This window comes from Lacibacterium aquatile, assembly GCF_042683105.1.
In the GTDB taxonomy this organism is placed as follows: domain Bacteria; phylum Pseudomonadota; class Alphaproteobacteria; order Elsterales; family Elsteraceae; genus Lacibacterium; species Lacibacterium aquatile.
The window spans coordinates 93,120-114,923 of sequence record NZ_JBHUIP010000001.1; the positions used below are offsets into that span (position 1 = coordinate 93,120).

Consider the following 21,804-nt stretch of genomic DNA (forward strand, 5'->3'; position numbering starts at 1 on the left):
GACTAAACCCAAGCTGTAGTAGATAATACCTGTGCTTATCCCTGCGACCCCCAGGAGGCACAAGAGATGCGTTTGACCATCCAAGCCAAACTAGCGGGAATTGGGTTTGTTATCGCCGTCGGACTGACGGTCATTTCCGTGGGCAACTACATCGTCAATGACATTCTGGAAGCCAAGGCCGATGACGCCACGGCCAAGAGCGAGCGTTTAAGACAGCTCGACAGCATGCGCCGCGACACGCTCAATGTCGTGCTCGCAGCCATGGACAGCATCGTTGATAAGGACGACGGCCGCATCCAGGGCGAGCGCCTGACGATCATGCGCCAGGGTTCGGACGAGTTGAAGCAGGCGGCGGCGAAACTGCCACTAGATCAGACCGCCATGACCGCCCTGATCGGCGATATCGACCGTCTCCGGGTCGCAACCGTGACCGATCTACCCAAGGCCATCTCCAGCGGCGCGCCCGATGCCACCTTCGAGGAGATCGATGATCAGATCGATGCCGTAGGCTCCGCCATCGATCAGAAGCTGGAGGCCGTCTACAACACGCTGTCGACCCAGGTCGAAGCCGCGATCCAGGAACAGCGCGACGGGAGCAATCTGGCGGGCACGACCACCATCGTCATCTATGGGGTCGCGATGGTTATCATCCTGGGCGGCCTTTACCTCATTTCCCGCTCCATCGTGCGGCCGCTGCACGGTCTGACCAAAGTAACGGGCCATCTGGCCCATGGCGACCTGAGCGAGGATGTCCCCGCGACAGAGCGTGTCGACGAGATCGGCGAGTTGGCCCGGGCCGTTGCGGTCTTCAAGCAGCATGCGGTCGAGAGGGTCGCGCTGGAGAGTGAAGCCGCCGAGGCCCGCCAACAGTCCGAGCTGGAACGGCGCCGGGTCGCAAACGAGTTGGCAGGAGATGTCGAAAGCCGGGTGCGGACCCTGGTCGACCGCATCTCGGGCGAGATTACCGCCGTCCATCAGGCCGCCAATAAAATGGCCGAAACGGCAGAACAGTCCAACCGGCAAAGCCGCGTCGTCGCCAGCGCCACGGCCCAGACCACCGAAAGCGTGCAGACGGTCGCCAGCGCCACGGAGCAACTGTCGGAATCGAGCCAGGAGATCGGCCGTCAGGTTACCATCGCCGCCGAGGTTTCAACGAACGCCGTCGCCCAGGTGGCGGAGGCTACGTCGGTCGTCGATACCCTTAGTCAGGCTGCCGACCGGATCGGCGACGTGGTGAAGCTGATCACCGATATCGCCAGCCAGACCAATCTGCTCGCCCTGAATGCGACCATCGAGGCCGCGCGCGCTGGCGACGTCGGCAAGGGTTTCGCCGTGGTCGCAGGTGAGGTGAAAAATCTTGCGACCCAGACCGCCAAGGCAACCGACGAGATCGCGGCTCAGGTCGCCGATCTACGCGCCAATGCCGAACGGGCGGTTGAGGCTATCCAGAGCGTCGGACGGACCGTGGAGACCGTCTCCAGCAACGCCACCGCCATCGCCGCCGCCGTGGAGGAACAGTCGGCAACGATCCTGGATGTCACCCGCAACACCTCCCAGGCCGCTGCGGCAACCCAGGAAATCTCCTCGACCATCGAGAATGTCGCCTCGGGTGCGGAGATCGTGCTGGGCAGCGCCCAGGGGGTCGAACGGTCGGCCAAAGGGCTGGTGAATGATGCGGCAGCCCTGGAGGGCGAAGTTAACCGTCTGATCAGCGATATAAGGGCATAAAAAAGGGGCGCCGGTCGGCGCCCCTTTTTACTGTGCAGCTTATGCGCCTACCAGGTCCAGGAACCCGGATTGGGATGCGCTTCGCGACGCGACAGATACTTGAGGCCGACGACACAACGCACGATCCACCAGATCACATAGGCCAGCAGCACCAGGAAGCCGATCATAATGAACGAGGTAACAAGCCCGATAACGGCAATCAGGAGGCCGATCCAGAAGGTCCGAATCTGAAAGCGGTAATGGCTCTGGACCCATTCCGCACCGCTGCCTTTATTCACGTAGGCAACGATAATGCCGATCAGCGGCGTCACACCGACGACCATCCCTGCAAGATACAGGATGTAAATCAACATAGGTAACTTCGCGTCCTTATCATCTACCAAGGACGGTGTGGCCGGTGCTTCGGACATAGATGTCTCACTTTCATTCTTGCGGCAAAACAACGCAGTAAAATTATTCACATTAAGAATAAAGCGCAAGAAATAAGCTTTAACGCGGCTTAAGCACCTACTTTGCTGAGATGCCCACCTCCGGCAAAATGCGTGTCGGCAGGTCCAAGGTTTTCCCAAGGCTTTCCAGACGGCGATAGACGGCGTCGCCGAGAACCACCGACCCATCGGTCGGCAAGGTGAGCGTCAGGATACCGCCCAGAACCTCCAGGCGGCAGTTGCCAAGCTCGCCCGGCGCGCCGCCCGACAGCAGATACCCTAAGCGCAGACCGATGCCCACCGCCCCCGCCAGCCGCATATCCTCGGCCGAGAGCAGAAGCTGCGCAGTGCCGTCCGGCAGTTCGTCCCTGGAGGCGCCATAACGCAGAGCGACAGCATAGGCGAGGAACGCCCGCTCCACATGGTCGATGCCATTGACGGGCAGCTGCAGCACCCGGCGATAAGCCTGGGCCGCGCGATAGTCCGGATGCTCCATCCAGGCAACGTCCGACAGACGGCAAGCCGCCTCCGCCAGTCGGGCCAGACGCGCATTGATGCCGAGCATGGGCCGCAGGAAGCTCAACAGCTCCTCGAATCCCAACTCGAACCGTCCCGCACCAGCCAGCACGGCGCAGCCCGCCATCAGGGGATCCTGTCGCTTGACGCTGGGGCCGAGCTGATCGAACAGCACGCCTTCGCGCAGGCCCGCCGCCGAGAAGACGATCCGGCGCGGACGGGCCACCGCTGCCAATTGTTCGAACACCAGCGCCGCGTAGGGAAGCGCATCCATGCGCCGCCGCGAGATCGAGGGCTGCTTCTTCAGCTCGTCCTTATCCATCCGATGGATCTTGGCGAAGAAGGCGGCTGCCTCGTCGGCGGGAACGGCATAATGGTGGATGATATGCAGCGGATAATGCCGATGATCCATCAGCATGCGCGCCAGCGCGCGCCAGGCGCCGCCGACAGCATAGAAATCCCGGCCCTGCAGCCGATCCAGCCAGGGGAGCGTCTGCAGCTCTTTCTTGATCAGATTCCCAGCTTTGCGCGACGATCCGCCGGACTGATCCAGAATGCGAAGCGCGCCCAGCGGCAACGACGTCAGTTCGCCAACCTGTCCGCTGCGCACATCCACCAGCTCCAACGAGCCGCCGCCCAGATCGCCGACAAAACCATCGGCATCGGGAATGGCAGACAGCAGGCCCAGGGCGGACAGACGCGCCTCTTCCCCACCCGGCAGCACACGAACTTTGAGACCGCTGATCCGCTCCATCTCAGCCACGAAACTCGGGCCATCTGCGGCATCGCGCACGGCAGAGGTCGCGACGATGATCGTCTCGCAGACGTTCATATGGTCCGCGAGCACTCGGAAGCGAGCGAGATTGGTCAAAGCCGATCGGCGCCCCTCGGGATTAAGGCGCCCGGACCCGGCAAGCCCCCGGCCCAACCCGCACATGACCTTTTCATTGAAAAGTGTCAGCGGGCTGCGGGAACTGTCTTTATAGACGACCAGACGAATCGAATTCGACCCGATGTCGATAATCGCAACCCGTTTCGATGTCGGCATGCTGATCCTGTCCGCAGGGAGCGTCGTCAAACGTCGTAATGACGCTTACTTCCCGCCCTTACCGCGCCCAGCGCCTTTCTTCAAGGCCGAACCGCGCCCGGAGAGGCTGGGATTCGTCATAAAGAACGTGTGAGCGCTGAATCCCGCCAGTGCGTCCGAGGGTCGCAGGTAGTTTCCATCGGGCTGCAGATGCCAGCTCTGCGCCTGATCCTTCAGGTTCGCCGAGATGATCTGATCGAGGATCTGCTGATGCACCGTCGGGTTTTCGATGGGGATCAAAGTTTCGACACGCCAGTCGAGATTACGCGGCATCCAATCGGCGGAAGAGATAAAGACCTTGGCCTCGCGCGACGGCAGCTCGTGCCCATTGGCAAAGCAGACGCAGCGCGTATGTTCCAGGAAACGGCCGACGATGCTCTTGACCCGGATATTCTCCGACAGGCCCTTCACGCCCGGGCGCAGGCAACAGATGCCCCGGATGATGAGATCGATCTGCACCCCGGCGTTGGACGCCATATAGAGCGCGTCGATCAGTTCGGGATCGACCAGCGCATTCATCTTGGCCCAGATCGCCGCGGGCTTGCCCGCACGCGCATTGACGATTTCCTGCTGGATATGCCGCAGCAAGGTCGCCCGCAGCGTCACCGGCGCGAAGGAGAGCTTCTCCAGGCTGGCAGGCTGCGCATAGCCGGTCATGAAGTTGAACAGGCGGCTCGCATCCCGGCACAGGGCCGGATCGGAGGTGAAGAACGACAGGTCGGTATAGACCTTGGCCGTGATCGGATGATAATTGCCGGTCCCCAGATGGACGTAAGAACGCAAGGATCCCGACTCGCGCCGCACGACCAGCGAGATCTTGGCGTGGGTCTTTAGGTCGATGAAGCCATAGACGACCTGTGCGCCTGCCCGCTCCAACTCATGCGCCCAGCGGATATTGGCTTCTTCGTCGAAACGCGCCTTCAGCTCAACCAGCGCCGTCACCGACTTGCCCGCTTCGGCGGCGGCTACCAGTTCACGCACGATGGGGCTGTCGTCGGAGGTGCGATAGAGCGTCTGTTTGATCGCGATGACGTTCGGATCGCGCGCTGCCTGCCGCAGGAACTGCACCACCACGTCGAAGCTCTCGTACGGGTGATGGACGACGATATCCTTCTGGCGGATGGCCCCCAGGCAATCGCCGCCAAAATCGCGGATACGTTCGGGGAAACGCGCGTTATAGGGGGTGAAGAGCAGGTCCGGGCGATCGTCGACGATGATCTGCTTGATATCGGTCAGGCCGACCAGCGTGGAGGTATCATAGATATCTTCCTCGCTCACATGCAGTTGATCGATCAGGAAACTGCGCAGTTCCTGCGGCATGCCTTGATTGACCACCAGACGGATGGTCAGACCCCGGCGGCGACGCTTCAGGGCACTTTCGAACAGGCGGACGAGGTCTTCGGCCTCCTCGTCGATGTCCATTTCCGAATCGCGGTTAATGCGGAAGACACCGCCTGCGGCCACCTGGAAGCCGGGAAACAGCCGATCCAGGAAGCGCCCGATCAGATCCTCGACCGTCACGAAGCGGATCGGTTCGCCCGGCAGGCGCACGAAACGGCGCGTCTGGGCGGGAATGGGAACCAGCGCCTTCATCTGCTTGCCATCGCTCGGCCGCACCAGTTGCAGCACAAGCCCGAGGCCACGATTGGGAATGAAGGGGAAAGGATGCGCCGGATCAATGGCGAGCGGGGTCAGGATCGGGAAGACTTCCTGGTCGAAGAAGTCGCTCATCCAGGCCAGCTCTTCGGCCGTGTGATGGCCATCGTCCTTCATCGAGATCCCGGCATCATCATCGATGATAGAGATCCCGGCCTCGACCAGGGATTCACGCAGGCGCGCCCAGATATTCTCCTGCTGGTCGGTCAGATTGCCGACGACCCGATGCACTTCGTCCAATTGCTGTGCCGGGGTCAGGCCATCCTGCGAGACGCCAGCGACACCATTGGCCACCTGCCCCTTGAGGCCTGCCACGCGCACCATGAAGAATTCATCGAGGTTGGCCTCGGAAATCGACAGGAACCGCACCCGTTCCAGCAGCGGATGATGGGCATTGCCCGCCTCTTCCAGCACCCGCTGATTAAAAGCCAGCCAGGAGACTTCGCGATTGATGAACCGCTGCGGCGACGCGCGGTTGATCTCAATCGGGGCGGCAGCTTCGGGTGTCGGAACGACGGACAGCATGGATCGGTCCTTGGATAAGCTAATTCAGGGATTGCCTATCGCTATACCATGGTCGAAGCCGCTTCAGGATGACAAGTCGGTTACGGTTGGCGCCTAAAGCACCTGGCGCGCCAAAGCAGCGGTGATGGGCCTCTGCAAAGCCAGCGACGCTGCATCCAGCTGCGCGATCACATCGCGGGCGGCGGCATAGGAACGCTCAATCCGCTTTGCCAGATAGTCGGGCAGCGCCGGATCGACCATGACCTGACGATCCACCAGCAGTTTCACCAGCAGGGCTTTGAGGTGGGCATCGTCCGGCTCGCCGATGGCAACATGGGGCAAAGCTGCCAGACGTGATCCAAGGTCGCGCAGCTTGACCGGCCAGCGCGCGGGCGGCTCGACACTGGTCATGACCAGGAACGCTTTCTGCTCACGCACCAGATTGATCAGGTGGAACAGCGCCTCTTCCTGATAGGGGGTCGGCACCGGATCCAGCAGCAGCGCCCCGCCCGGCTTCACAAGGTCACGGGCAGGCGAGCGGCTGAGGATATGGCGGTCGAGAGTGACCGCCCCCGCCCGCGCGGCCCAGATGGCGGCCAGATGGCTCTTGCCTGCCCCGCTGGGGCCCGACAGGGCCAGGATGCGGTCGGGCCACTCCGGCCAATTGTCGACCCATGCAGCCGCCTCGGCATTGGGTGCGCCGATCAGGAAGTCATCTTCTCCAAATGACGGAGAAAACCCAAAGGCCAGCGGCAATTGTGCCATGGGACGTTACGGCGCCTGATCGTCAGGCAGAGGCTGGCCGCTCAACTTATCCTGAACCGAATGATCGTAGAGCGAACTGGACATATAACCGCTGATGGCAAAACGCGCAGCCACACCGATGATCGCCATGACCGGCACCGCCAGCAGCACGCCGAGAAAGCCAAACAGTGCGCCACCGGCAAGCAGGGCGAAGATCACCCACATCGGATGCAGCTTGACCCGGTCGCCCACCAGCCAGGGCTGAAGGACATAACCTTCCAGCACCTGCCCCACCACGAAGACGCCCGCGACGATGGCGACACTCACGAAGCTGTCGAACTGCAGGAGCGCCAATCCGACGGAAGCGACGCCGCCGACAATCGCGCCCACGAAGGGAATGAAGGACAGGATGCCCGCCAGCATGCCGATGATGAGGCCGAAATCCAGCCCCACCGCCGTCAGGCCGATGGCATAAAAGGTCCCAAGGCTCAGGCAAAGAAGCGCCTGCCCGCGCACAAAGCCTGCCAGGATCTCGTCGACTTCGCGGGCTTGCTCCCGGGCGACCTCAAGATGCTGACGCGGCAGCAGCATGTCGATACGGTCGACCAGCCGGTCCCAGTCCCGCAGGAAATAGAACGCAACAACCGGCGTGATCAGGACGAGGGAGACGATATTGACGAAGGCAGCGCCCTGCGCCACGACACTCCCCAGCAGGCCTGCGACATAGGAGAGCGCCTGCCCTGGATCGCCAATCTGGTCGCGCAGCGACCGCATCTCTTCAGGCGCGACACCGATTTCGTTCTGAATATCGATCAACAGGCTGTCGGCCCGGTCGCGCAGGGCCGTCAACATCGTCGGCAGCCGCTGGATAAGCTCCGTCACCTGCCCCTGGAGCAGCGGCACGAACAGCAGCAGCACCAGCAGGATCGTCAGGAAGAACACGACGATCATAATCGCCGCGCCTAATGTGCGCGGGACACGCTGCCGCTCCAGCCAATCGACCGAGGGATCGAGGACATAGGCGATGGCCATGCCGGCCACAAACGGCAGCAAGATGGGCGACAGCAGCCAGATCAGCGCAAGAAAACACGCGATCAGAACCGCCCAGATGACCTGCCGTTGGTGAAGCATCAGACCCCCAGTTTCCGCACGACCCGGACGATCAGCCATCCGGCGAAGGCCAAGGTTGCAATGGCAGTTGTCGAGAAGATGGCAAGCTCGACTTCCGGCCATTCCAACCCCTGCCTCAGCGACAGGGCGAGCCAAAGCAGAGCCAGAGCCTGAAGGACGAACACCCCCCAGATCATATTCCCGGTAGCAACCTCGCGCCGACGGGCAGCCCCGACAGCGGCGGCATGCAGAGCAACGATCATCGCCAGCCAGTCGGGAATCAGCTCCCGCATGGTCAGGCTGGCGAAAACAAAGACGCCTGCCAGGGCCAAAGGCATCGCCAGCGGATGCTGGCGCGCGGCAGAAGCAGCCGATGCGACACCGGCTGCGCTGGTTTCAAAGGTACGGTCGGTCATGATCAGGGGGTCGTTACCGGCGGATTGGTTGCGGGAACCGGCGCAGTTGTCGGTGCGGGTGCAGCCGGGACAGGAGCCGGAGCCGTCACCTGGCCGGTGAAGCGCAGGCGCCAGCCGTCCTCGGCTTCCTCGATGGCAAGCTGACGGGCGGCCAGGGCGCTCTTCGCCTGCTCCAGCGAGCTCGCAAGCTCAAGTCCGACGATCGCTTCACGCGGGGCTACCGCACGGACATTGACGGTGCGGATCTGCGGAATGGTGGCGAGGCGACGGCGGATCTCCTGCCACTCGGCCAGACCGGACAGAGGGACACGGGCATCGAAGGCGGTCGGACCGCCCACCATGCCGGAGGTGGCCGGAGTGCCGCGCTCGGACTTCCACTTATGTTCGAGGCCAGCGGTCAGTTCGGCGGCGAGCTTATAGAGCCCCTCTTCCCTTGTATCCATCGGGCCCAGGGGAACGCGGGCAGTGGCGATGGTGGCACCCCCCTGCTTCAGGGTACCGACCACGCCTGACGGCTCGAAAGCCGCCATCGCGACCACGACGTCGATGGCGCTATAGCGCGTCAGCAGCATCTGGGCCGAATTGGCACTGGCCTGTTCGGCGGCGGCGGCATCGACCACGGCAGCGTCTTCAGCACCGCCGCGCGGCAGGACAAGCGGCACCAGACCGGCACGCAGGGGGCGCTGGCTCCAGGTCAGCTTCCAGTCGTTGTCCGCTTCCCAGAGCTTGCGGGTGCTGTTCGCTTCGATCAGCAAGGGAAGAACCACCACAGGGCGCGCCTGACCTTCGGTGAAGGCCATGCCCGCGCCCCGGAAGACCTGACGAACCGCCGCCGGGCGGAAGCGATAGGTCATGATGGCGATATAGCGCACGGTCGATGCCTGTTCGCGCTCCACCTGGAAGCCTTCGACCAGACCAGCGATCTCGCGGCTCGGCATCCCGGTCAGGCGGGGGGCGGCGCTGGGGTCGAGCGCAAGCTTCTCCACCAGCCGGGTCCAGGCCACCGTTTGGCCTTCGGCAATCGCGCCATCGCGGGCGACGGCGGCCGAAGCGGCGGTCTTATCGACCGGCACACCACTGATGGAAAAGGCCTCGTCGGCCGCTTTTGCAGCGGTTACGGAGAGGAACAACGCCAAAACTGGCGCCATAAGGCGAAAAGCGTAGGGTCGCACCATTGCATTCGATCCCGGATCGGCTATTGTCCCGCGTTACCGCAGCGGGCCATCGCGGCCCCTCCTTCTAGCCTATCGAAGACGGGGAAGTCACCATTCAGAACCATCGCACCTATAAGGATGCCGGCGTCGACATCGATGCAGGTAATGCCCTTGTCGAAGCGATCAAGCCGCTCGCTCGTTCCACCGCACGTCCGGGGGCCGATGCTGCCTTGGGCGGATTTGGCGCTTTTTTCGATCTGAAAGCCGCCGGTTTCACCGATCCGTTGCTGGTTGCGACCACCGACGGCGTCGGCACGAAGCTGAAGCTGGCCATCGAAACCGGCCTTCATGACACCGTCGGCATCGACCTTGTCGCCATGTGCGTCAATGATCTGGTGGTTCAGGGCGCGACGCCGCTGCTGTTCCTCGATTATTACGCGACCGGCAAGCTCGACGTCGAAACCGGCAAGTCCATCGTCTCCGGCATCGCCGAAGGCTGCCGTCAGGCGGGCTGCGCGCTCGTCGGGGGCGAGACCGCCGAAATGCCGGGCATGTATCCCGAGGGCGATTATGACCTCGCGGGCTTCTCGGTCGGTGCGGTCGAACGCAACGGCGTGATCACCGGGACCCAGATCGAAGCAGGCGATATCGTCATCGGCCTGCGCTCGGCCGGTGTGCATTCCAACGGCTTCTCGCTGGTCCGCAAGATCGTCGAGAGCATGGATCTCACCAAGCCCGCGCCCTTCATGCCGGAAAAGTCGCTGGGCGAAGCCCTGCTGACCCCGACCCGCATCTATGTGCGCTCCTGCCTTGCCGTCATGCAGGCAGCCCGCGTGAAGGGCTTTGCCCATATCACTGGCGGCGGCCTGACCGAGAATATTCCGCGTGTCCTGCCGAAGGGCCTGGGCGTGGAGCTGGACGGCACCACCTGGAAGGCCCCGGCCGTCATGGGTTGGCTCGCCAGCCAGGGTGTGCTCGATGCCGAAATGGCCCGCGTCTTCAATTGCGGGATCGGCATGGTCGTCATCATGGACCAGAAGTACGCTGACAGCGCCATCGCCGCCCTGACTTCGGCCGGTGAAAACGCGTCGGTTATCGGCCGGGTTGTGGCCACTGACAGCGAACATCGCGTCAGCTACTCCAACCTCGCTGCTGCATGGTCCTGAAACTCGGGTGCCTGATCTCCGGGCGCGGCTCCAACCTGCAGGCGTTGATCGACGCCTGCGCCGCGCCCGATTTCCCCGCCGAAATAGCCCTCGTTCTCTCCAATAAGGCTGATGCCGAAGGGTTGGAGCGGGCCAAGGCCGCCGGGATCGCGACTTCGGTCGTCAATCACAAAGAGTACGCCGACCGGGACAGCTTCGATGCGGAGCTTGACCGCCGTCTGCGCGCCGCAGGCGTAGAGCTCGTCTGCCTTGCGGGCTTCATGCGGCTGCTGACCGACGGTTTTGTCGAGGGCTGGCGGGACCGGATGATCAACATCCACCCCTCGCTCCTCCCCGCCCTCAAGGGTCTCAAGACCCACGAGCGCGCCCTGGAAGCAGGCGCGCGTTTCACCGGCTGCACCGTGCATTATGTCCGGCCCGAGATGGATGAAGGCCCGATCATCGCCCAGGCCGTGGTGCCGGTGCTGGACGAAGATGACGCGGCCAGCCTCGGCGCCCGTGTATTGGCAGAGGAGCATAAGCTCTACCCCCTCGCCGTCCGTCTGATTGCCGAAAAGCGCCTCAGCATCACCGGCAACCGGATCACCGTCACGGGCGACAAAAACTTAGCCACCCCTCTGATTTCTCCCCAGTTCTAAAAGGTTCGACCGATGGAAAAGATTGCGCTTACCGCCGCTGGCCCCGGATTGTCGCCGCTGACCTGGGGGACCTGGCGCCTCTTGCAGCAGGACGAGATCAAGGCGCCGAAGGATCTGGCGCGTTTCATCGACGACTGCCTGCACCTGGGCATCACCTCCTTCGATCTGGCCGATATCTACGGCAAGTTCGGCTCTGAAGAAGCCTTTGGCCTCGGTTTGGCAGAGAATGGCGTTGACCGTTCAGCCGTCCAGCTGGTCACGAAATGCGGCATCCGCCCGATCGCTCCGGCGCGGCCCGAGACGCTGGTGAAGCACTACGACAGTTCGCGTGAGCATATCATCCGCTCCGTCACGAACTCCCTGCGTATCCTCAAGACCGATTATCTCGACCTGCTGCTGGTCCATCGCCCCGACCCGCTGATGGATGCGGACGAGACGGCCGAAGCGCTGGAAGAGGTCATGGCCAAGGGCTGGGTGCGCCACATCGGCGTGTCGAACTTCTCCACCAGCCAGTTCGCCCTGTTGCAGGATCGCCTGTCGGTGCCGCTCTGCACCAATCAGCTTGAGTTCTCGCTAACCCACCACGATCCGATGTTCGACGGCACCTTCGATCAGTTGCAGCAGGAGCGCGTGGCGCCGATGATCTGGTCGCCGCTGGCGGGCGGTAACCTCTTCAAGGGCGATGCCACGGACGAAGCCACGAAGCGCATGCGTGCGGCTCTGGAGTTCGTCGCCCAGGATGAAGGCCTACCGGATCTGGCCTCCACGGCGCTGGCCTGGGTGCTGCGCCATCCGGTGAAGCCAGTTGCCGTGGTCGGCACCGGCAACCTGGATCGCCTCAAAGCCCTGTCGAAGGCGGCGGGACATGTCATGGATCGCCAGAACTGGTACCGCCTCTGGGAAGCAGCCCGCGGCGCGCCTGCGCCGTAAAGCGTATAAGGCCTTGGCACCCCTGCGCCGTAAGGCCTCTTAACAGCCGACACGGTTTAGGTTAGAAACGACGCCAATCACATTCTTTTCGGGAGTCACCGATGTACGATCAGGAAATGGAAATCCGCCACCAGAAGATGTTCAACAACGTGATGAAGGCTTCGACCGTCGTCGGCGCGTTGTCGATCGTCATCATCGGCCTGATGGCACTGACCCTGATCTAAGCGTCGGCTTCTATCCTAGAAGCAACAAACCCCGGCCCCAGCGGTCGGGGTTTTGTTTTGCAGAAAACAGGCGTAGAATAGCGACAGGTTTCTCATGCGGGAGCGCTGCTATGCACGACCTGGATATGGAACGCGATCACCAGAAATTCTTCGCCTCGTCCGTCAAGTTCGGCTTCACAGTCGCCGTACTGGCATTTGTCGTCATCGGCCTGATGGGCATGACGCTCGTCTGATCGGCTTGCCGTCAGCGAGACCGCTGCTATAGCGTGAACTGAACCGCAGAAGTTCGTGTTCAAGGCTGCTATGGCTCGTATCGCCGTCTACTCCGATCTCCATCTTGAATTCGGCCCCTGGCAACCACCGGGGACGGATGCCGACTTCACGATTCTTGCCGGTGACATCTACACCAAGAATCGCTGCCTACCCGAGGCGATTGCCGATTCGCATCAGGCCTTTGGGGGGGCCGGTCGTGATGATCCTCGGCAATCACGAGCATTACGACGGCAAGATCGACCGGACGCTGGATAAGATCGCTGCTCCCGCCGCCCAGAAACACATCACAATTCTTGAGAACCAGGAAGTGATCATCTCTGGCGTCAGGGTACTCGGCTGCACGCTCTGGACGGATTTTCGCCTGTTCGCGGGCGATAATGAAGGTGCCCTTCGCGGGGACGCAACGCGCTGCGCCGAAAGGATCACGGATTTCCGTACGATCCGCATCGCGAGTGACGGTTATCGCCGCTTCCGCCCCAAGGATGCTGCCATCCTACATTCAAAGTCGGTGACCTGGCTGCGAGACAAATTCAAAGAGCCCTTCGATGGCCCGACTGTTGTCGTCACCCATCACGCGCCCTCGCGCCGCTCGATCCCGCAGATTTATGCCGAGGATCACACGTCTGCTGCTTATGCATCGGATCTGGAGTGGTTGATCCTGGAGGGAAGCCCGGCGCTCTGGATCCACGGGCATATTCACACCAGCCAGGACTACAGGATCGGCGACACGCGGGTGATCTGTAATCCGCGCGGCTATTGGCCGATCGAACTCAATCCTGAGTTCAACGAGAGGCTGGTGGTCGAGGTCTGAGCAAAAAGAAAACCCCGGATCTTGCGATCCGGGGTTTTCCAAGCTCGAAACGAAAGCGTCGGTATTAGGCGACGATTTCGGTACCGGCGAAGAAATAGCCGATTTCGATAGCGGCATTTTCCAGGCTGTCCGAACCATGGACCGAATTGGCTTCGATCGATTCGGCGAAGTCGCGGCGGATGGTGCCCGGTTCGGCCTTGGACGGATCGGTCGCGCCCATGATCTCGCGGTTACGGGCAACGGCGTTGTCGCCTTCCAGAACCTGCAGAACGACCGGGCCGGAGATCATGAAGCCAACGAGGTCGTTGAAGAACGGACGAGCCTTATGGACTTCGTAGAACTTCTCGGCCTGGGCCTTCGACAGCCAGACGCGCTTCTGGCCGACGATGCGGAGGCCCGCTTCCTCGAACCGGGCGTTGATCTTGCCGGTGAGGTCGCGACGGGTCGCGTCGGGCTTCAGGATCGACAGGGTGCGCTCAAGGGCCATGACGGCTCTACTCCAAAATAATCAGAAATTCGGTGGGTGGCGGGGTTATAGCGATGTCGGGGCGCTCTCGCAACTGCGTAAAATGCAGGAGACCCCTACGCCTTTTGCTCCCATCCCTTATCGGTCTGCTGGAAATACTTTAACATATGTCCGGCAGCCTTCGCGTTTCGGTAGCGATTCCGGGCGGCTTCGACCGCCATATCGTCGCGCCCATCGAAGATATCGAAGATCATCTCGAACCCATCGAGCGGCGCATCCACCCCATCCACCAGTACCAGAGCCTTGGCCCCATTGGGGTTGCCGGGTTCGGTCGTCATATAAATCGGCTGGCGGGACGCATGGCCGTCACGGGGGGTGCCATGGGGCAGGAAACTGTCCGGGGAATATTCCCAGAGCTTGCTTGCCAGAAACTCGACCCGCGCATCGGATCCGGCCAGCAGAACGGCGCGCGCAGGCAGGCCGTGGATACGTTCCAGCAGCTTGGGCAGGGCCACCTCCAGCGCCGAGCGCTGAAGGTGGTAGAAGCGAACCTCCGCCATGGTCGATCCCTGGCCCCTGCCCTAACCTGCTAAACTCTTAGGCTTCGTACTTGGTGCGGACGAGCTTGTCGAGCAGACGCACGCCCCAGCCCGTCGCGCCCTTGGGATTGACGCCGCGATCCGAGCCACCCCAGGCAACGCCCGCGATGTCGAGGTGCGCCCAGGGAACCTCATTCACGAACTTCTCCAGGAACACTGCGGCGACGACCGAGCCGGCGGTGCCGTCGCCGATATTGCGGAAGTCGGCAATCGGGGACTTCAGCGACTTGGCATAGGCCTCGCCCAGCGGCATGCGCCACAGGGTTTCGCCGGTTGCCTTGCCTGCGGTCAGGATGGCATCGGACAGCGCGTCATTGTTCGAGAACAGACCCGCATGTTCGTGGCCAAGACCGATGATGATCGCGCCGGTCAGGGTGGCGAGATTGATCATCGCGACCGGCTTGAAGCGATCCTGGGTGTACCAGAGCGCATCGGCAAGCACGAGGCGGCCTTCGGCATCGGTATTCAGCACTTCGATGGTCTGACCGGACATGGAAGTCACAACGTCGCCCGGACGCTGAGCTTCAGCCGACGGCATGTTTTCGACCAGGCCGACGACGCCGACCGCATTGACCTTCGCCTTACGGCCCGCCAGCGCGATCATGGTGCCAACAACGGCAGCCGAACCGCCCATGTCCCACTTCATGTCTTCCATCGACTTGGCAGGCTTCAGCGACAGGCCGCCCGAGTCGAAGGTGACGCCCTTGCCCACAAAAGCGATCGGAGCCGAGGTGTCCTTGGCGCCCTGCCAGCGCATGATGACGATGCGCGACTCGCTGACCGAGCCCTGGCCAACACCCAGAAGCGAGCCCATGCCCAGCTTCTTCATATCCTTGACGGTCAGGACTTCGATTTCGAGGCCGACCGCCTTCTCCAGGCCCTTCAGCTTTTCAGCGTAGGTTTCAGGATTGAGGATATTGCCCGGTTCGGTCACGAGGTCGCGGGCGTAGACAACGCCATCGGCGACCTTTTCCAGGTTCTGATAGCGCTTCTTGGCGACGGCGGCATCGGCAACCATGACGGTCAGCTTTTCGACCGCGGCCTTATCTTCGGCCTTCAGCTTGGTGTGATACTTGTCGAAACGATAGGAGCGCAGCAGGAAGCCATAGGCGATCTCGGCGGCGATGTCCTGGGCGCTGAGGCTGGCGCCAACGACCGGATCCACCGCGATGGCCAGGTCCTTCTCCGGATGGCCCTTGACGGCCGCAAACAGGCTTGCACCCAGGGTTTCGGCCTTAGCTTCGTCAATCTCGGCAAGCTTGCCCAGACCCAGCAGCACGATGCGGCTGGCATCGACACCGACAGGCGCCAGAATCTCCAGAGTCTCACCCGCCTTACCAGCAAAACGGCTGGCGCCGACAGCACGCGAGATTGCCCCGCCGATGCGGGCGTCCAGAACAGCCGCGCTGGCAGTCAGGGCGCGATCAGCGGCGATGCCGACGACCAGCGTGCCTTTTTTGGCGAGGTCGAGTTCGGCGAAAGAGATCTTCATAATTATGCGTTCCCTCGAAAGGATGACCGTTCAGTCGCGAAGGCGACCCGGCATTATTTAAGAACCGCCCAATGGTGCGGCCAGGGGCTAGACCTTAAATCGGGACAAGGCTGCTGTCGATGGTGAACGGTTTTCCTTGTTCCGTTACGCTAAATGCCGCACTGTCCCACGCTAAAGCGTGTATGACAAAACCGATTGAGACGATGAAGCGCCTTCTGACCACTGCAGCCCTTGGGCTTATTCTGAGCGTCGCATCTCCCCTGTCCGGGCTTGCCCCAGTGGCGCCCGCGCGTGCACAACAGATGCTGCGGATCGCTGCCGTGGTGAATGAAGACATCATTTCGATGTACGACCTGCTAGAGCGGATCGACCTGCAACTGTTCTCGACAGGTCAGCAGGCTAACGACACAGTGCGCAGGCAACTGGCGCCACAGATTCTCCGTCAGATCATCGAAGAGAAGCTGATGATGCAGGAGTGGCGCCGCAGGGGTGTCAGTGTCAGTGACGCTGACATTGCCCCCCAGATCGACGCTATCGAGCAAAGCATTAGGATGCCCAAGGGAGCTCTACTGAAGTCTCTAGAGACTCAAGGCATCGCCACCCAAGCTTTTACAGACCAGCTACGCGCCCGCGCTGGCTGGGAAAGGCTGATGGCTCAGAAGGTGCGCGCAACTCGTAGCGTGACCGAAGAAGAGGTCGATCAGCAGTTGGCTGAACTTCGTGCTACGCAAGGTAAGCCAGAATATCGCCTGTCCGATATTTTCCTGAGCTTCGATAGCGCAGGCGGCGAGCCTCAGGCCAAACAGATTGCAGACACCATCCTGACCGAACTTGGCAAAGGAGCAACCTTCACCCAAGTAGCTCGGCAGTTCTCCAACGCCGCTGCGGCGTCGACCGGGGGCGATCTGGGGTGGGTGCGCCAAGGGCAACTTGAGCCGGAGCTTGAACGGGCTGCAGCATCGCTTGTCCAGGGACAGGTTAGTGCGCCGATCAAGACTCTCGTCGGCTATCATATTCTCTATCTCCGTGATAAGCGCCTGAGCGCGACGGCGGACCCCACGAAGTCGACTCTGACCCTAAGTCGCGTACTGCTGCCTGTTCCAGCCAATGCGTCGGCACGGGACTGGGAGGGACAGGTCGCGCTCGCGAACGAGATAGCAGCAGCATCCGACAGCTGCCAGACGTTCAACGATCTGGTCAAACCCCTGGGTGGCGGTCCGATCGGGGTTGGCACACTGGCTCAGCTTCCTGAACAATATGCCACTGCTGTTGCCAGCGTCGGCAAAGGAAAGACGTCGCCGGCAACTCGCACAACGGAAGGGGTAAACCTCTTCTATGTCTGCGATAGATCGGACGACGGCGCGGGCCTCCCTAGCCGAAACGATGTTCGGGCCGATCTTTTTGTCCAACGCATTGAAGCTGAAAGCCGCCGCTCGATCCGCGACCTGCGCCAAACGGCGAATATCGAGGTCCGGCTTTGAGCCTTGACCGCCCGCTTGCCCTCACCATGGGCGAGCCGGCAGGCATTGCCAGCGAGTTGACTCTCAAAGCCTGGTTGAATAGGCCCGGACTACCGGTCTTCACTGCGGTAGACGATCCGTCGCATCTGGCTGCCCTAGCTGAAACGCTCCGGCTCCCTGTGCCGATACGGCTTATCAACGATCTCGACGAGGCCGCTGCGGTCTTTCCCGACGCGTTGCCCGTTCTTCCCTGCTCCCTCGCCGAACCATCACGGCCCGGACAACCGACGGGCGCCAACGCCCGCGCGGTCATTGCCTCGATCGAGCAAGCTGTGGCCTTGACCAAGTCCGGCAAGGCGGCGGGCGTCGTAACCAACCCCATCGCCAAATCCGTCCTGCAGTCCGTTGGCTTCCCCTATCCCGGACATACGGAGTTCTTGGGAGCGCTGGCGGGCGGCGCGCAGCCAGTGATGATGCTGGCTAGCCCGTTGCTGCGCGTGGTGCCTGTCACGATCCACGTCGCCCTGCGTCAGGTGCCGGATCTGCTGACGGCGGACCTGATCGTCGAAACGGCCCGGATCGTGGCAGCCGACTTCCGGCGTCATTTCGGCTTACCCACTCCGCGCATCGCCGTCGCAGGACTCAATCCCCACGCTGGGGAGAATGGCCGGATGGGCCGCGAGGATATCGAGGTCGTCGGCCCGGCCATCTCTCAGCTTCAGGCGGAGGGCATCGCTGCCTTCGGGCCGCTATCTGCAGATACGATGTTCCATGCAGAGGCGCGCAAACGCTATGACGTCGCTCTCTGCATGTATCATGACCAGGCGCTTATCCCTTTGAAGACACTGGACTTTGCTGGCGGCGTCAATGTAACCCTCGGTCTGCCGTTTGTCCGCACGTCGCCTGATCACGGCACCGCTTTTGATATTGCAGGCCAGGGAATTGCCGATCCCGCCAGCCTGATCGCCGCCATCCGCCTCGCCGGGGAAATGACTGCCTGACATGAGTGATCCGATCGCCGCCCTTCCTCCCCTGCGCGACATGATCGCCGCCCATGGGCTTGCTGCCGACAAGCGGTTCGGTCAGCACTTCCTGCTGGATCTGAACCTGACCGGCAAGATCGCCCGCTATGCCGGGGACTTAAGCGAAGGCACCGTAATCGAGGTTGGCCCCGGTCCCGGTGGCCTGACGCGCGCGCTGCTGCTGGCGGGTGGTAAACATGTGGTCGCCATCGAAATGGATCGCCGCATGGTCGCGGGCCTTGCTCCGGTGGTCGAAGCCGCTGGCGGACGCTTGCAGGTGATCGAGGGCGATGCCCTAGAGGTCGACCCTCGCACCCTGGGCCCCGCGCCCTATCGGATTGTCGCGAACCTGCCCTATAATGTCGGGACGCCACTGCTGATCGGCTGGCTGCGGGTGATCGACAGCTATCAGTCGCTGACCTTGATGTTCCAGAAGGAAGTGGCGGACCGGATCTGCGCCAAGGTCAATGACGACGCCTATGGTCGTCTGGCCGTCATCGCACAGTATCAGGCGGATTGCGAAAGCCTGTTCGACCTGCCGCCCCAGGCTTTCACGCCACCACCGAAAGTCTGGTCGAGCGTTGTCCAGCTGACGCCGCGCGCCAATCGCGAACCCTGCGGCAGCCTGTCGATGCTGGAGCGGGTGACCGCTGCAGCCTTTGGCCAGCGCCGCAAGATGCTGCGCTCCAGCCTCAAAAGCCTTGGCCGCGACCCGATCCCGTTTCTGGAGCAGGCAGGCCTATTGCCGACCGCCCGCGCCGAGGAGATCGACGTCGCCGGCTTCGCGCGCCTTTCTGCGCTCTACGCGGCTGCTTAGGCTGAAGACGGCAATCGCCGTCACCATGCCGAAAAGCTGCAGGCCCGCCCCGATGCTTTCGGCGGCATCGGGCCAACGCTCCTCATAGAGAAAACCATAGACCAGGCCGAAAACCGTTTCGGCCACAATCAACTGCGCCGATAATGCCAAGGGCAGGCGTCGCGCGGCAAAGCCCCAGCACCAGGTGGCGAACCAGGCACCCAGCAAGCCCATGACGAGGCACAGCAGACCGAAATGCAGCCACTGTTCCCCGGTCGCCGTCACCTCGGTAAAGCTGGTCAGGGGCAGCAGGAACAGGCTTGAAACAGCGGCGCCGATCCCCTGGATACCGGTCCAGTTGAGCGTATTGGGCGCGTCAGGCCCCTTCATGATCCAGCCAACGACCAACCCATAGGCGACCCAGATTGCCAGTGAGATCACCGACAGGAAGATGCCCAGCAGAAGCGCCAGCCGGTCGTCGACCGTGACGCTGCGCAGGGCGGAGACATTGACGATCAGTACACCCGCAGCAATGACGACCATCGGCAGCGCCAGCTTGCCCCAGGAGACTGTACGATCCCGATAATTGGCGATCACCGCCAGCAGCACCGGCATCGCCCCGATCATCAGCGGCGGAATTGCGGCGCCCGCCAGTTGCACGGCATAAGCGGCAGCCAGAAAAAAACCAAGATAGCCGATGACGCCCGTCGCAAGCCCAATCCAGACCTGCGGGCGGGTCAGTGGATGCCGCCGCACCTTGGGGTGCGCCATGATGGCGACGGAAGCCAGACCGAAGATCACATAACGAAGGACGGTCAGGTCGAGGGCGTTGAAAGGCTCGATCATCCGGGGAACCACATAGGTCAGCCCCCAGAGCGCACATGTCGTCAACCCCGCCAGAATACCCCAAACCATCTCGACGCCCCTTGGAAAGCCCGCCAGACTATAGCAAGGCGAGCCCTGCCATTATATGGATGGTCCGAAAGCCGATACGATTTTCGCCTTTGAAAGATAGGCAGAAGCGATGAAACGCCTACGATCTGAAACTCATAGCCTGGACGAGATTGACGCCCGGCTCTTAGCCGCCCTTGAACAGGACGCCCGGCAGCCGATCAGCGAGTTAGCGCGCCTTGTCGGCCTGTCTGCCCCCAGCGTTTCCGAACGTATCCGCAAGCTGCAGGAGAGCGGGATCATCCGCAGCTTCACCGTCGATATCGATACCAAGGCGCTGGGCTATCCCATCGGCGCGATGGTGCGGGTGCGCCCCCTGCCCGGCAAGATCCATCTTGTGGAAAAGCTGATCCAGGAAATCCCGCAGTTCATTGAGTGCTACAAACTGACCGGCGAGGACGCCTTCTTCGCCCATATGCTGGTGCGGTCTGTCGAGGAGATGGATGATGTGCTCGAAAGCCTCGTCGACCACGCCATGACCTATACCGCCGTCATCAAGACGACGCCAGTGAAGAGGAGGCTGCCTCCTCTTTGAGCTTGCGGACGACGAACTCAATCGCTGAACGCACCGAAGGACTGCGGTCGTCTTTGAGCAGTGCGATGATCTCGTCTCGATTGGCAAGTGTCTGGCGGTTCTGAACCAGGGCGGTGGCGGCGACTTTCCGGACGGCGGGCGAGCGGTCGAGGGCGCCTTGATGGATGATCGCCTCCAGCGGTTCGCTCCGCATGACTGACCGACTCTGAAAACTTGGTACTCGTCGGATGATCCGATGGTAGGGATTGACCATCTGTTTTTCATAGCCGATGTGCCATGTGGCTCTCCCGTCGAGCAGGACCCGCAGAGCCCTGCCGCGAACCGCAGGCATCACAGCATTTTTGGATAGATCAGAGATATGCTCGTCCAATAGAGGCCAACGTAGGGCCAGTCCGAGCGTGCGCCCCATCGGACCTGTCTTCGCCTCTCTCAGGATACTAGCGATGAGCGGCACGACATCTGCTTGCGAAAAGGCCTGTTCCAATATTTCAGCTTCCGCACCCCATCGGCGCCAATGAAAGGCCCGATCCATCAGGCCTATTGCCGCCTTCGCGATGATCTCCCTCTCCGTCTTGGGCAACACACGGGCAAGGCAACCGGCGGCCGCGGCGCTAACCTGCGGCACCCAATCGTTCAGCCGATAGGCCAGAGCAGCCAGAAAGAAACCGTTCGGTAACGGTGCGTCCAGCTTATCGAGCGCAGCCTGACGCAGATAACCGTTGCGATGAAACAGGAACAGAAACTCCAGATCCGGTTCGACCTGAAGGAGCTGGTGGAACATCTGCTCCTTTTCAATCTTGGTAATCGACCGCTTCGGCTCGGGAAGTACCCCCCGCCGCTCCAGAAACTCTCTCAAAGGATTGGGAAGCGAATGGTCGCCTATATGTTCGCCATAAAAAACGAAGAGTTTTCCGGCTGCAGCTATCTCCCCATCCAGCTTGGCGATTTTTTCGACAGGCAGAGCACCAAACTGCCGCAGTACACGCGCCAGCACATCAAGGGATACATGGAAGGTTGCTAAATCCGCACCAAGCTCTTTGAGGTCTCTTTGCAAATCGGTTGGTAGTTCTTGTCGGCTGTCACTCATCTGCCAATTCT

At 61.8% G+C, this 21,804-nt stretch carries 23 protein-coding genes; 11 read left to right on the forward strand and 12 right to left on the reverse strand.

Annotated elements, in window-relative coordinates; genetic code table 11:
- The first annotated feature begins 66 nt into the window (after positions 1–66).
- Positions 67–1,728: a methyl-accepting chemotaxis protein gene (locus ACFSM5_RS00480; protein WP_379873971.1), complete on the forward strand. Its 1,662-nt coding sequence runs from the start codon at positions 67–69 to the stop codon at positions 1,726–1,728.
- A gap of 47 nt (positions 1,729–1,775) precedes the next feature.
- On the opposite strand, the gene ACFSM5_RS00485 is transcribed toward ACFSM5_RS00480, so the two are convergent.
- From ACFSM5_RS00485 to ACFSM5_RS00515, 7 genes are all read right to left on the reverse strand, one after another.
- Entirely contained in the window at positions 1,776–2,081 is a 306-nt protein-coding gene (locus ACFSM5_RS00485; RefSeq protein ID WP_379873974.1) for a DUF4870 family protein, read from the reverse strand.
- A gap of 154 nt (positions 2,082–2,235) precedes the next feature.
- Complete coding sequence (locus ACFSM5_RS00490) at positions 2,236–3,720, reverse strand: Ppx/GppA phosphatase family protein (RefSeq protein ID WP_379873976.1); 1,485 nt, start codon at positions 3,718–3,720, stop codon at positions 2,236–2,238.
- A gap of 45 nt (positions 3,721–3,765) precedes the next feature.
- Positions 3,766–5,940, reverse strand: coding sequence for an RNA degradosome polyphosphate kinase (locus tag ACFSM5_RS00495; RefSeq protein WP_379873978.1), 2,175 nt, complete (start codon positions 5,938–5,940; stop codon positions 3,766–3,768).
- Positions 5,941–6,033: 93 nt separating this feature from the next.
- Entirely contained in the window at positions 6,034–6,684 is a 651-nt protein-coding gene (locus ACFSM5_RS00500; protein WP_379873980.1) for an HdaA/DnaA family protein, read from the reverse strand.
- A gap of 6 nt (positions 6,685–6,690) precedes the next feature.
- Positions 6,691–7,794 (reverse strand): AI-2E family transporter, encoded by a 1,104-nt coding sequence (locus ACFSM5_RS00505; RefSeq protein WP_379873982.1) that lies wholly within the window; start codon positions 7,792–7,794, stop codon positions 6,691–6,693.
- Positions 7,794–8,189 carry a hypothetical protein gene (locus ACFSM5_RS00510; protein WP_379873984.1) on the reverse strand — a complete coding sequence of 132 codons (396 nt, stop codon included), beginning with the start codon at positions 8,187–8,189 and terminating at the stop codon, positions 7,794–7,796. Before ACFSM5_RS00510 ends, ACFSM5_RS00505 begins: the two co-directional genes overlap by 1 nt.
- Before the next feature lie 2 nt (positions 8,190–8,191).
- Positions 8,192–9,325 carry a DUF2066 domain-containing protein gene (locus ACFSM5_RS00515; RefSeq protein ID WP_379873987.1) on the reverse strand — a complete coding sequence of 378 codons (1,134 nt, stop codon included), beginning with the start codon at positions 9,323–9,325 and terminating at the stop codon, positions 8,192–8,194.
- A 110-nt stretch (positions 9,326–9,435) separates the two neighbouring features.
- Here ACFSM5_RS00515 and purM point away from each other — a divergent pair, with 110 nt between their 5' ends.
- The 6 genes from purM to ACFSM5_RS00545 all read left to right on the forward strand — a co-directional run bounded on the left by purM (position 9,436) and on the right by ACFSM5_RS00545 (position 13,385).
- Complete coding sequence (purM, locus tag ACFSM5_RS00520; RefSeq protein ID WP_379874493.1) at positions 9,436–10,509, forward strand: phosphoribosylformylglycinamidine cyclo-ligase; 1,074 nt, start codon at positions 9,436–9,438, stop codon at positions 10,507–10,509.
- Positions 10,500–11,147 (forward strand): phosphoribosylglycinamide formyltransferase, encoded by a 648-nt coding sequence (purN, locus tag ACFSM5_RS00525; protein WP_379873990.1) that lies wholly within the window; start codon positions 10,500–10,502, stop codon positions 11,145–11,147. Before purM ends, purN begins: the two co-directional genes overlap by 10 nt.
- A 12-nt stretch (positions 11,148–11,159) precedes the next feature.
- Positions 11,160–12,077 (forward strand): aldo/keto reductase, encoded by a 918-nt coding sequence (locus tag ACFSM5_RS00530; protein WP_379873992.1) that lies wholly within the window; start codon positions 11,160–11,162, stop codon positions 12,075–12,077.
- Positions 12,078–12,178: 101 nt separating this feature from the next.
- Positions 12,179–12,301 (forward strand): aa3-type cytochrome c oxidase subunit IV, encoded by a 123-nt coding sequence (locus tag ACFSM5_RS00535; protein ID WP_379873995.1) that lies wholly within the window; start codon positions 12,179–12,181, stop codon positions 12,299–12,301.
- Between the two features lie 110 nt (positions 12,302–12,411).
- Entirely contained in the window at positions 12,412–12,534 is a 123-nt protein-coding gene (locus ACFSM5_RS00540; protein ID WP_379873997.1) for a hypothetical protein, read from the forward strand.
- A 137-nt stretch (positions 12,535–12,671) separates the two neighbouring features.
- Positions 12,672–13,385, forward strand: coding sequence for a metallophosphoesterase (locus ACFSM5_RS00545; RefSeq protein ID WP_379874494.1), 714 nt, complete (start codon positions 12,672–12,674; stop codon positions 13,383–13,385).
- 64 nt (positions 13,386–13,449) lie between these two features.
- Here the strand turns inward: ACFSM5_RS00545 and ndk are convergent, their stop codons facing one another.
- The 3 genes from ndk to ACFSM5_RS00560 all read right to left on the reverse strand — a co-directional run bounded on the left by ndk (position 13,450) and on the right by ACFSM5_RS00560 (position 15,942).
- Positions 13,450–13,872 carry a nucleoside-diphosphate kinase gene (gene ndk, locus ACFSM5_RS00550; protein ID WP_379873999.1) on the reverse strand — a complete coding sequence of 141 codons (423 nt, stop codon included), beginning with the start codon at positions 13,870–13,872 and terminating at the stop codon, positions 13,450–13,452.
- A gap of 95 nt (positions 13,873–13,967) precedes the next feature.
- The gene (locus ACFSM5_RS00555) at positions 13,968–14,411 is read right to left on the reverse strand and encodes a DNA polymerase III subunit chi (protein WP_379874002.1); all 444 of its coding nucleotides are present in this window, start codon (positions 14,409–14,411) and stop codon (positions 13,968–13,970) included.
- 37 nt (positions 14,412–14,448) lie between these two features.
- Positions 14,449–15,942, reverse strand: a complete 1,494-nt coding sequence (locus ACFSM5_RS00560; RefSeq protein WP_379874004.1) for a leucyl aminopeptidase — start codon at positions 15,940–15,942, stop codon at positions 14,449–14,451.
- Between the two features lie 203 nt (positions 15,943–16,145).
- Here ACFSM5_RS00560 and ACFSM5_RS00565 point away from each other — a divergent pair, with 203 nt between their 5' ends.
- From ACFSM5_RS00565 to rsmA, 3 genes are read left to right on the forward strand one after another with little or no spacing between them, the layout of a single operon-like run.
- Positions 16,146–17,423: a foldase protein PrsA gene (locus ACFSM5_RS00565; RefSeq protein ID WP_379874006.1), complete on the forward strand. Its 1,278-nt coding sequence runs from the start codon at positions 16,146–16,148 to the stop codon at positions 17,421–17,423.
- Positions 17,420–18,403, forward strand: a complete 984-nt coding sequence (gene pdxA, locus ACFSM5_RS00570) for a 4-hydroxythreonine-4-phosphate dehydrogenase PdxA (RefSeq protein WP_379874009.1) — start codon at positions 17,420–17,422, stop codon at positions 18,401–18,403. The genes ACFSM5_RS00565 and pdxA overlap by 4 nt, the downstream gene beginning before the upstream one ends.
- 1 nt (position 18,404) lies before the next feature.
- Positions 18,405–19,241 (forward strand): 16S rRNA (adenine(1518)-N(6)/adenine(1519)-N(6))-dimethyltransferase RsmA, encoded by an 837-nt coding sequence (rsmA, locus tag ACFSM5_RS00575; RefSeq protein WP_379874011.1) that lies wholly within the window; start codon positions 18,405–18,407, stop codon positions 19,239–19,241.
- Here the strand turns inward: rsmA and ACFSM5_RS00580 are convergent.
- The gene (locus ACFSM5_RS00580) at positions 19,164–20,135 is read right to left on the reverse strand and encodes a DMT family transporter (RefSeq protein WP_379874013.1); all 972 of its coding nucleotides are present in this window, start codon (positions 20,133–20,135) and stop codon (positions 19,164–19,166) included. The genes rsmA and ACFSM5_RS00580 overlap by 78 nt on opposite strands.
- Before the next feature lie 109 nt (positions 20,136–20,244).
- Here ACFSM5_RS00580 and ACFSM5_RS00585 point away from each other — a divergent pair, with 109 nt between their 5' ends.
- Positions 20,245–20,706 (forward strand): Lrp/AsnC family transcriptional regulator, encoded by a 462-nt coding sequence (locus tag ACFSM5_RS00585; protein ID WP_379874016.1) that lies wholly within the window; start codon positions 20,245–20,247, stop codon positions 20,704–20,706.
- Here ACFSM5_RS00585 and ACFSM5_RS00590 read toward each other — a convergent pair.
- Positions 20,666–21,793, reverse strand: coding sequence for a hypothetical protein (locus ACFSM5_RS00590; RefSeq protein ID WP_379874018.1), 1,128 nt, complete (start codon positions 21,791–21,793; stop codon positions 20,666–20,668). The genes ACFSM5_RS00585 and ACFSM5_RS00590 overlap by 41 nt on opposite strands.
- Positions 21,794–21,804 lie beyond the last annotated feature (11 nt).

Coding starts and splice junctions, on each gene's coding strand:
- ACFSM5_RS00480 (WP_379873971.1), top strand. CDS start 67: ATGCGTTTGACCATCCAAGCCAAACTAGCGGGAATTGGGTTTGTTATC.
- ACFSM5_RS00485 (WP_379873974.1), bottom strand. CDS start 2,081: ATGTTGATTTACATCCTGTATCTTGCAGGGATGGTCGTCGGTGTGACG.
- ACFSM5_RS00490 (WP_379873976.1), bottom strand. CDS start 3,720: ATGCCGACATCGAAACGGGTTGCGATTATCGACATCGGGTCGAATTCG.
- ACFSM5_RS00495 (WP_379873978.1), bottom strand. CDS start 5,940: ATGCTGTCCGTCGTTCCGACACCCGAAGCTGCCGCCCCGATTGAGATC.
- ACFSM5_RS00500 (WP_379873980.1), bottom strand. CDS start 6,684: ATGGCACAATTGCCGCTGGCCTTTGGGTTTTCTCCGTCATTTGGAGAA.
- ACFSM5_RS00505 (WP_379873982.1), bottom strand. CDS start 7,794: ATGCTTCACCAACGGCAGGTCATCTGGGCGGTTCTGATCGCGTGTTTT.
- ACFSM5_RS00510 (WP_379873984.1), bottom strand. CDS start 8,189: ATGACCGACCGTACCTTTGAAACCAGCGCAGCCGGTGTCGCATCGGCT.
- purN (WP_379873990.1), top strand. CDS start 10,500: ATGGTCCTGAAACTCGGGTGCCTGATCTCCGGGCGCGGCTCCAACCTG.
- ACFSM5_RS00530 (WP_379873992.1), top strand. CDS start 11,160: ATGGAAAAGATTGCGCTTACCGCCGCTGGCCCCGGATTGTCGCCGCTG.
- ACFSM5_RS00535 (WP_379873995.1), top strand. CDS start 12,179: ATGTACGATCAGGAAATGGAAATCCGCCACCAGAAGATGTTCAACAAC.
- ACFSM5_RS00540 (WP_379873997.1), top strand. CDS start 12,412: ATGCACGACCTGGATATGGAACGCGATCACCAGAAATTCTTCGCCTCG.
- ACFSM5_RS00545 (WP_379874494.1), top strand. CDS start 12,672: ATGCCGACTTCACGATTCTTGCCGGTGACATCTACACCAAGAATCGCT.
- ndk (WP_379873999.1), bottom strand. CDS start 13,872: ATGGCCCTTGAGCGCACCCTGTCGATCCTGAAGCCCGACGCGACCCGT.
- ACFSM5_RS00555 (WP_379874002.1), bottom strand. CDS start 14,411: ATGGCGGAGGTTCGCTTCTACCACCTTCAGCGCTCGGCGCTGGAGGTG.
- ACFSM5_RS00560 (WP_379874004.1), bottom strand. CDS start 15,942: ATGAAGATCTCTTTCGCCGAACTCGACCTCGCCAAAAAAGGCACGCTG.
- ACFSM5_RS00565 (WP_379874006.1), top strand. CDS start 16,146: ATGAAGCGCCTTCTGACCACTGCAGCCCTTGGGCTTATTCTGAGCGTC.
- rsmA (WP_379874011.1), top strand. CDS start 18,405: ATGAGTGATCCGATCGCCGCCCTTCCTCCCCTGCGCGACATGATCGCC.
- ACFSM5_RS00580 (WP_379874013.1), bottom strand. CDS start 20,135: ATGGTTTGGGGTATTCTGGCGGGGTTGACGACATGTGCGCTCTGGGGG.
- ACFSM5_RS00585 (WP_379874016.1), top strand. CDS start 20,245: ATGAAACGCCTACGATCTGAAACTCATAGCCTGGACGAGATTGACGCC.
- ACFSM5_RS00590 (WP_379874018.1), bottom strand. CDS start 21,793: ATGAGTGACAGCCGACAAGAACTACCAACCGATTTGCAAAGAGACCTC.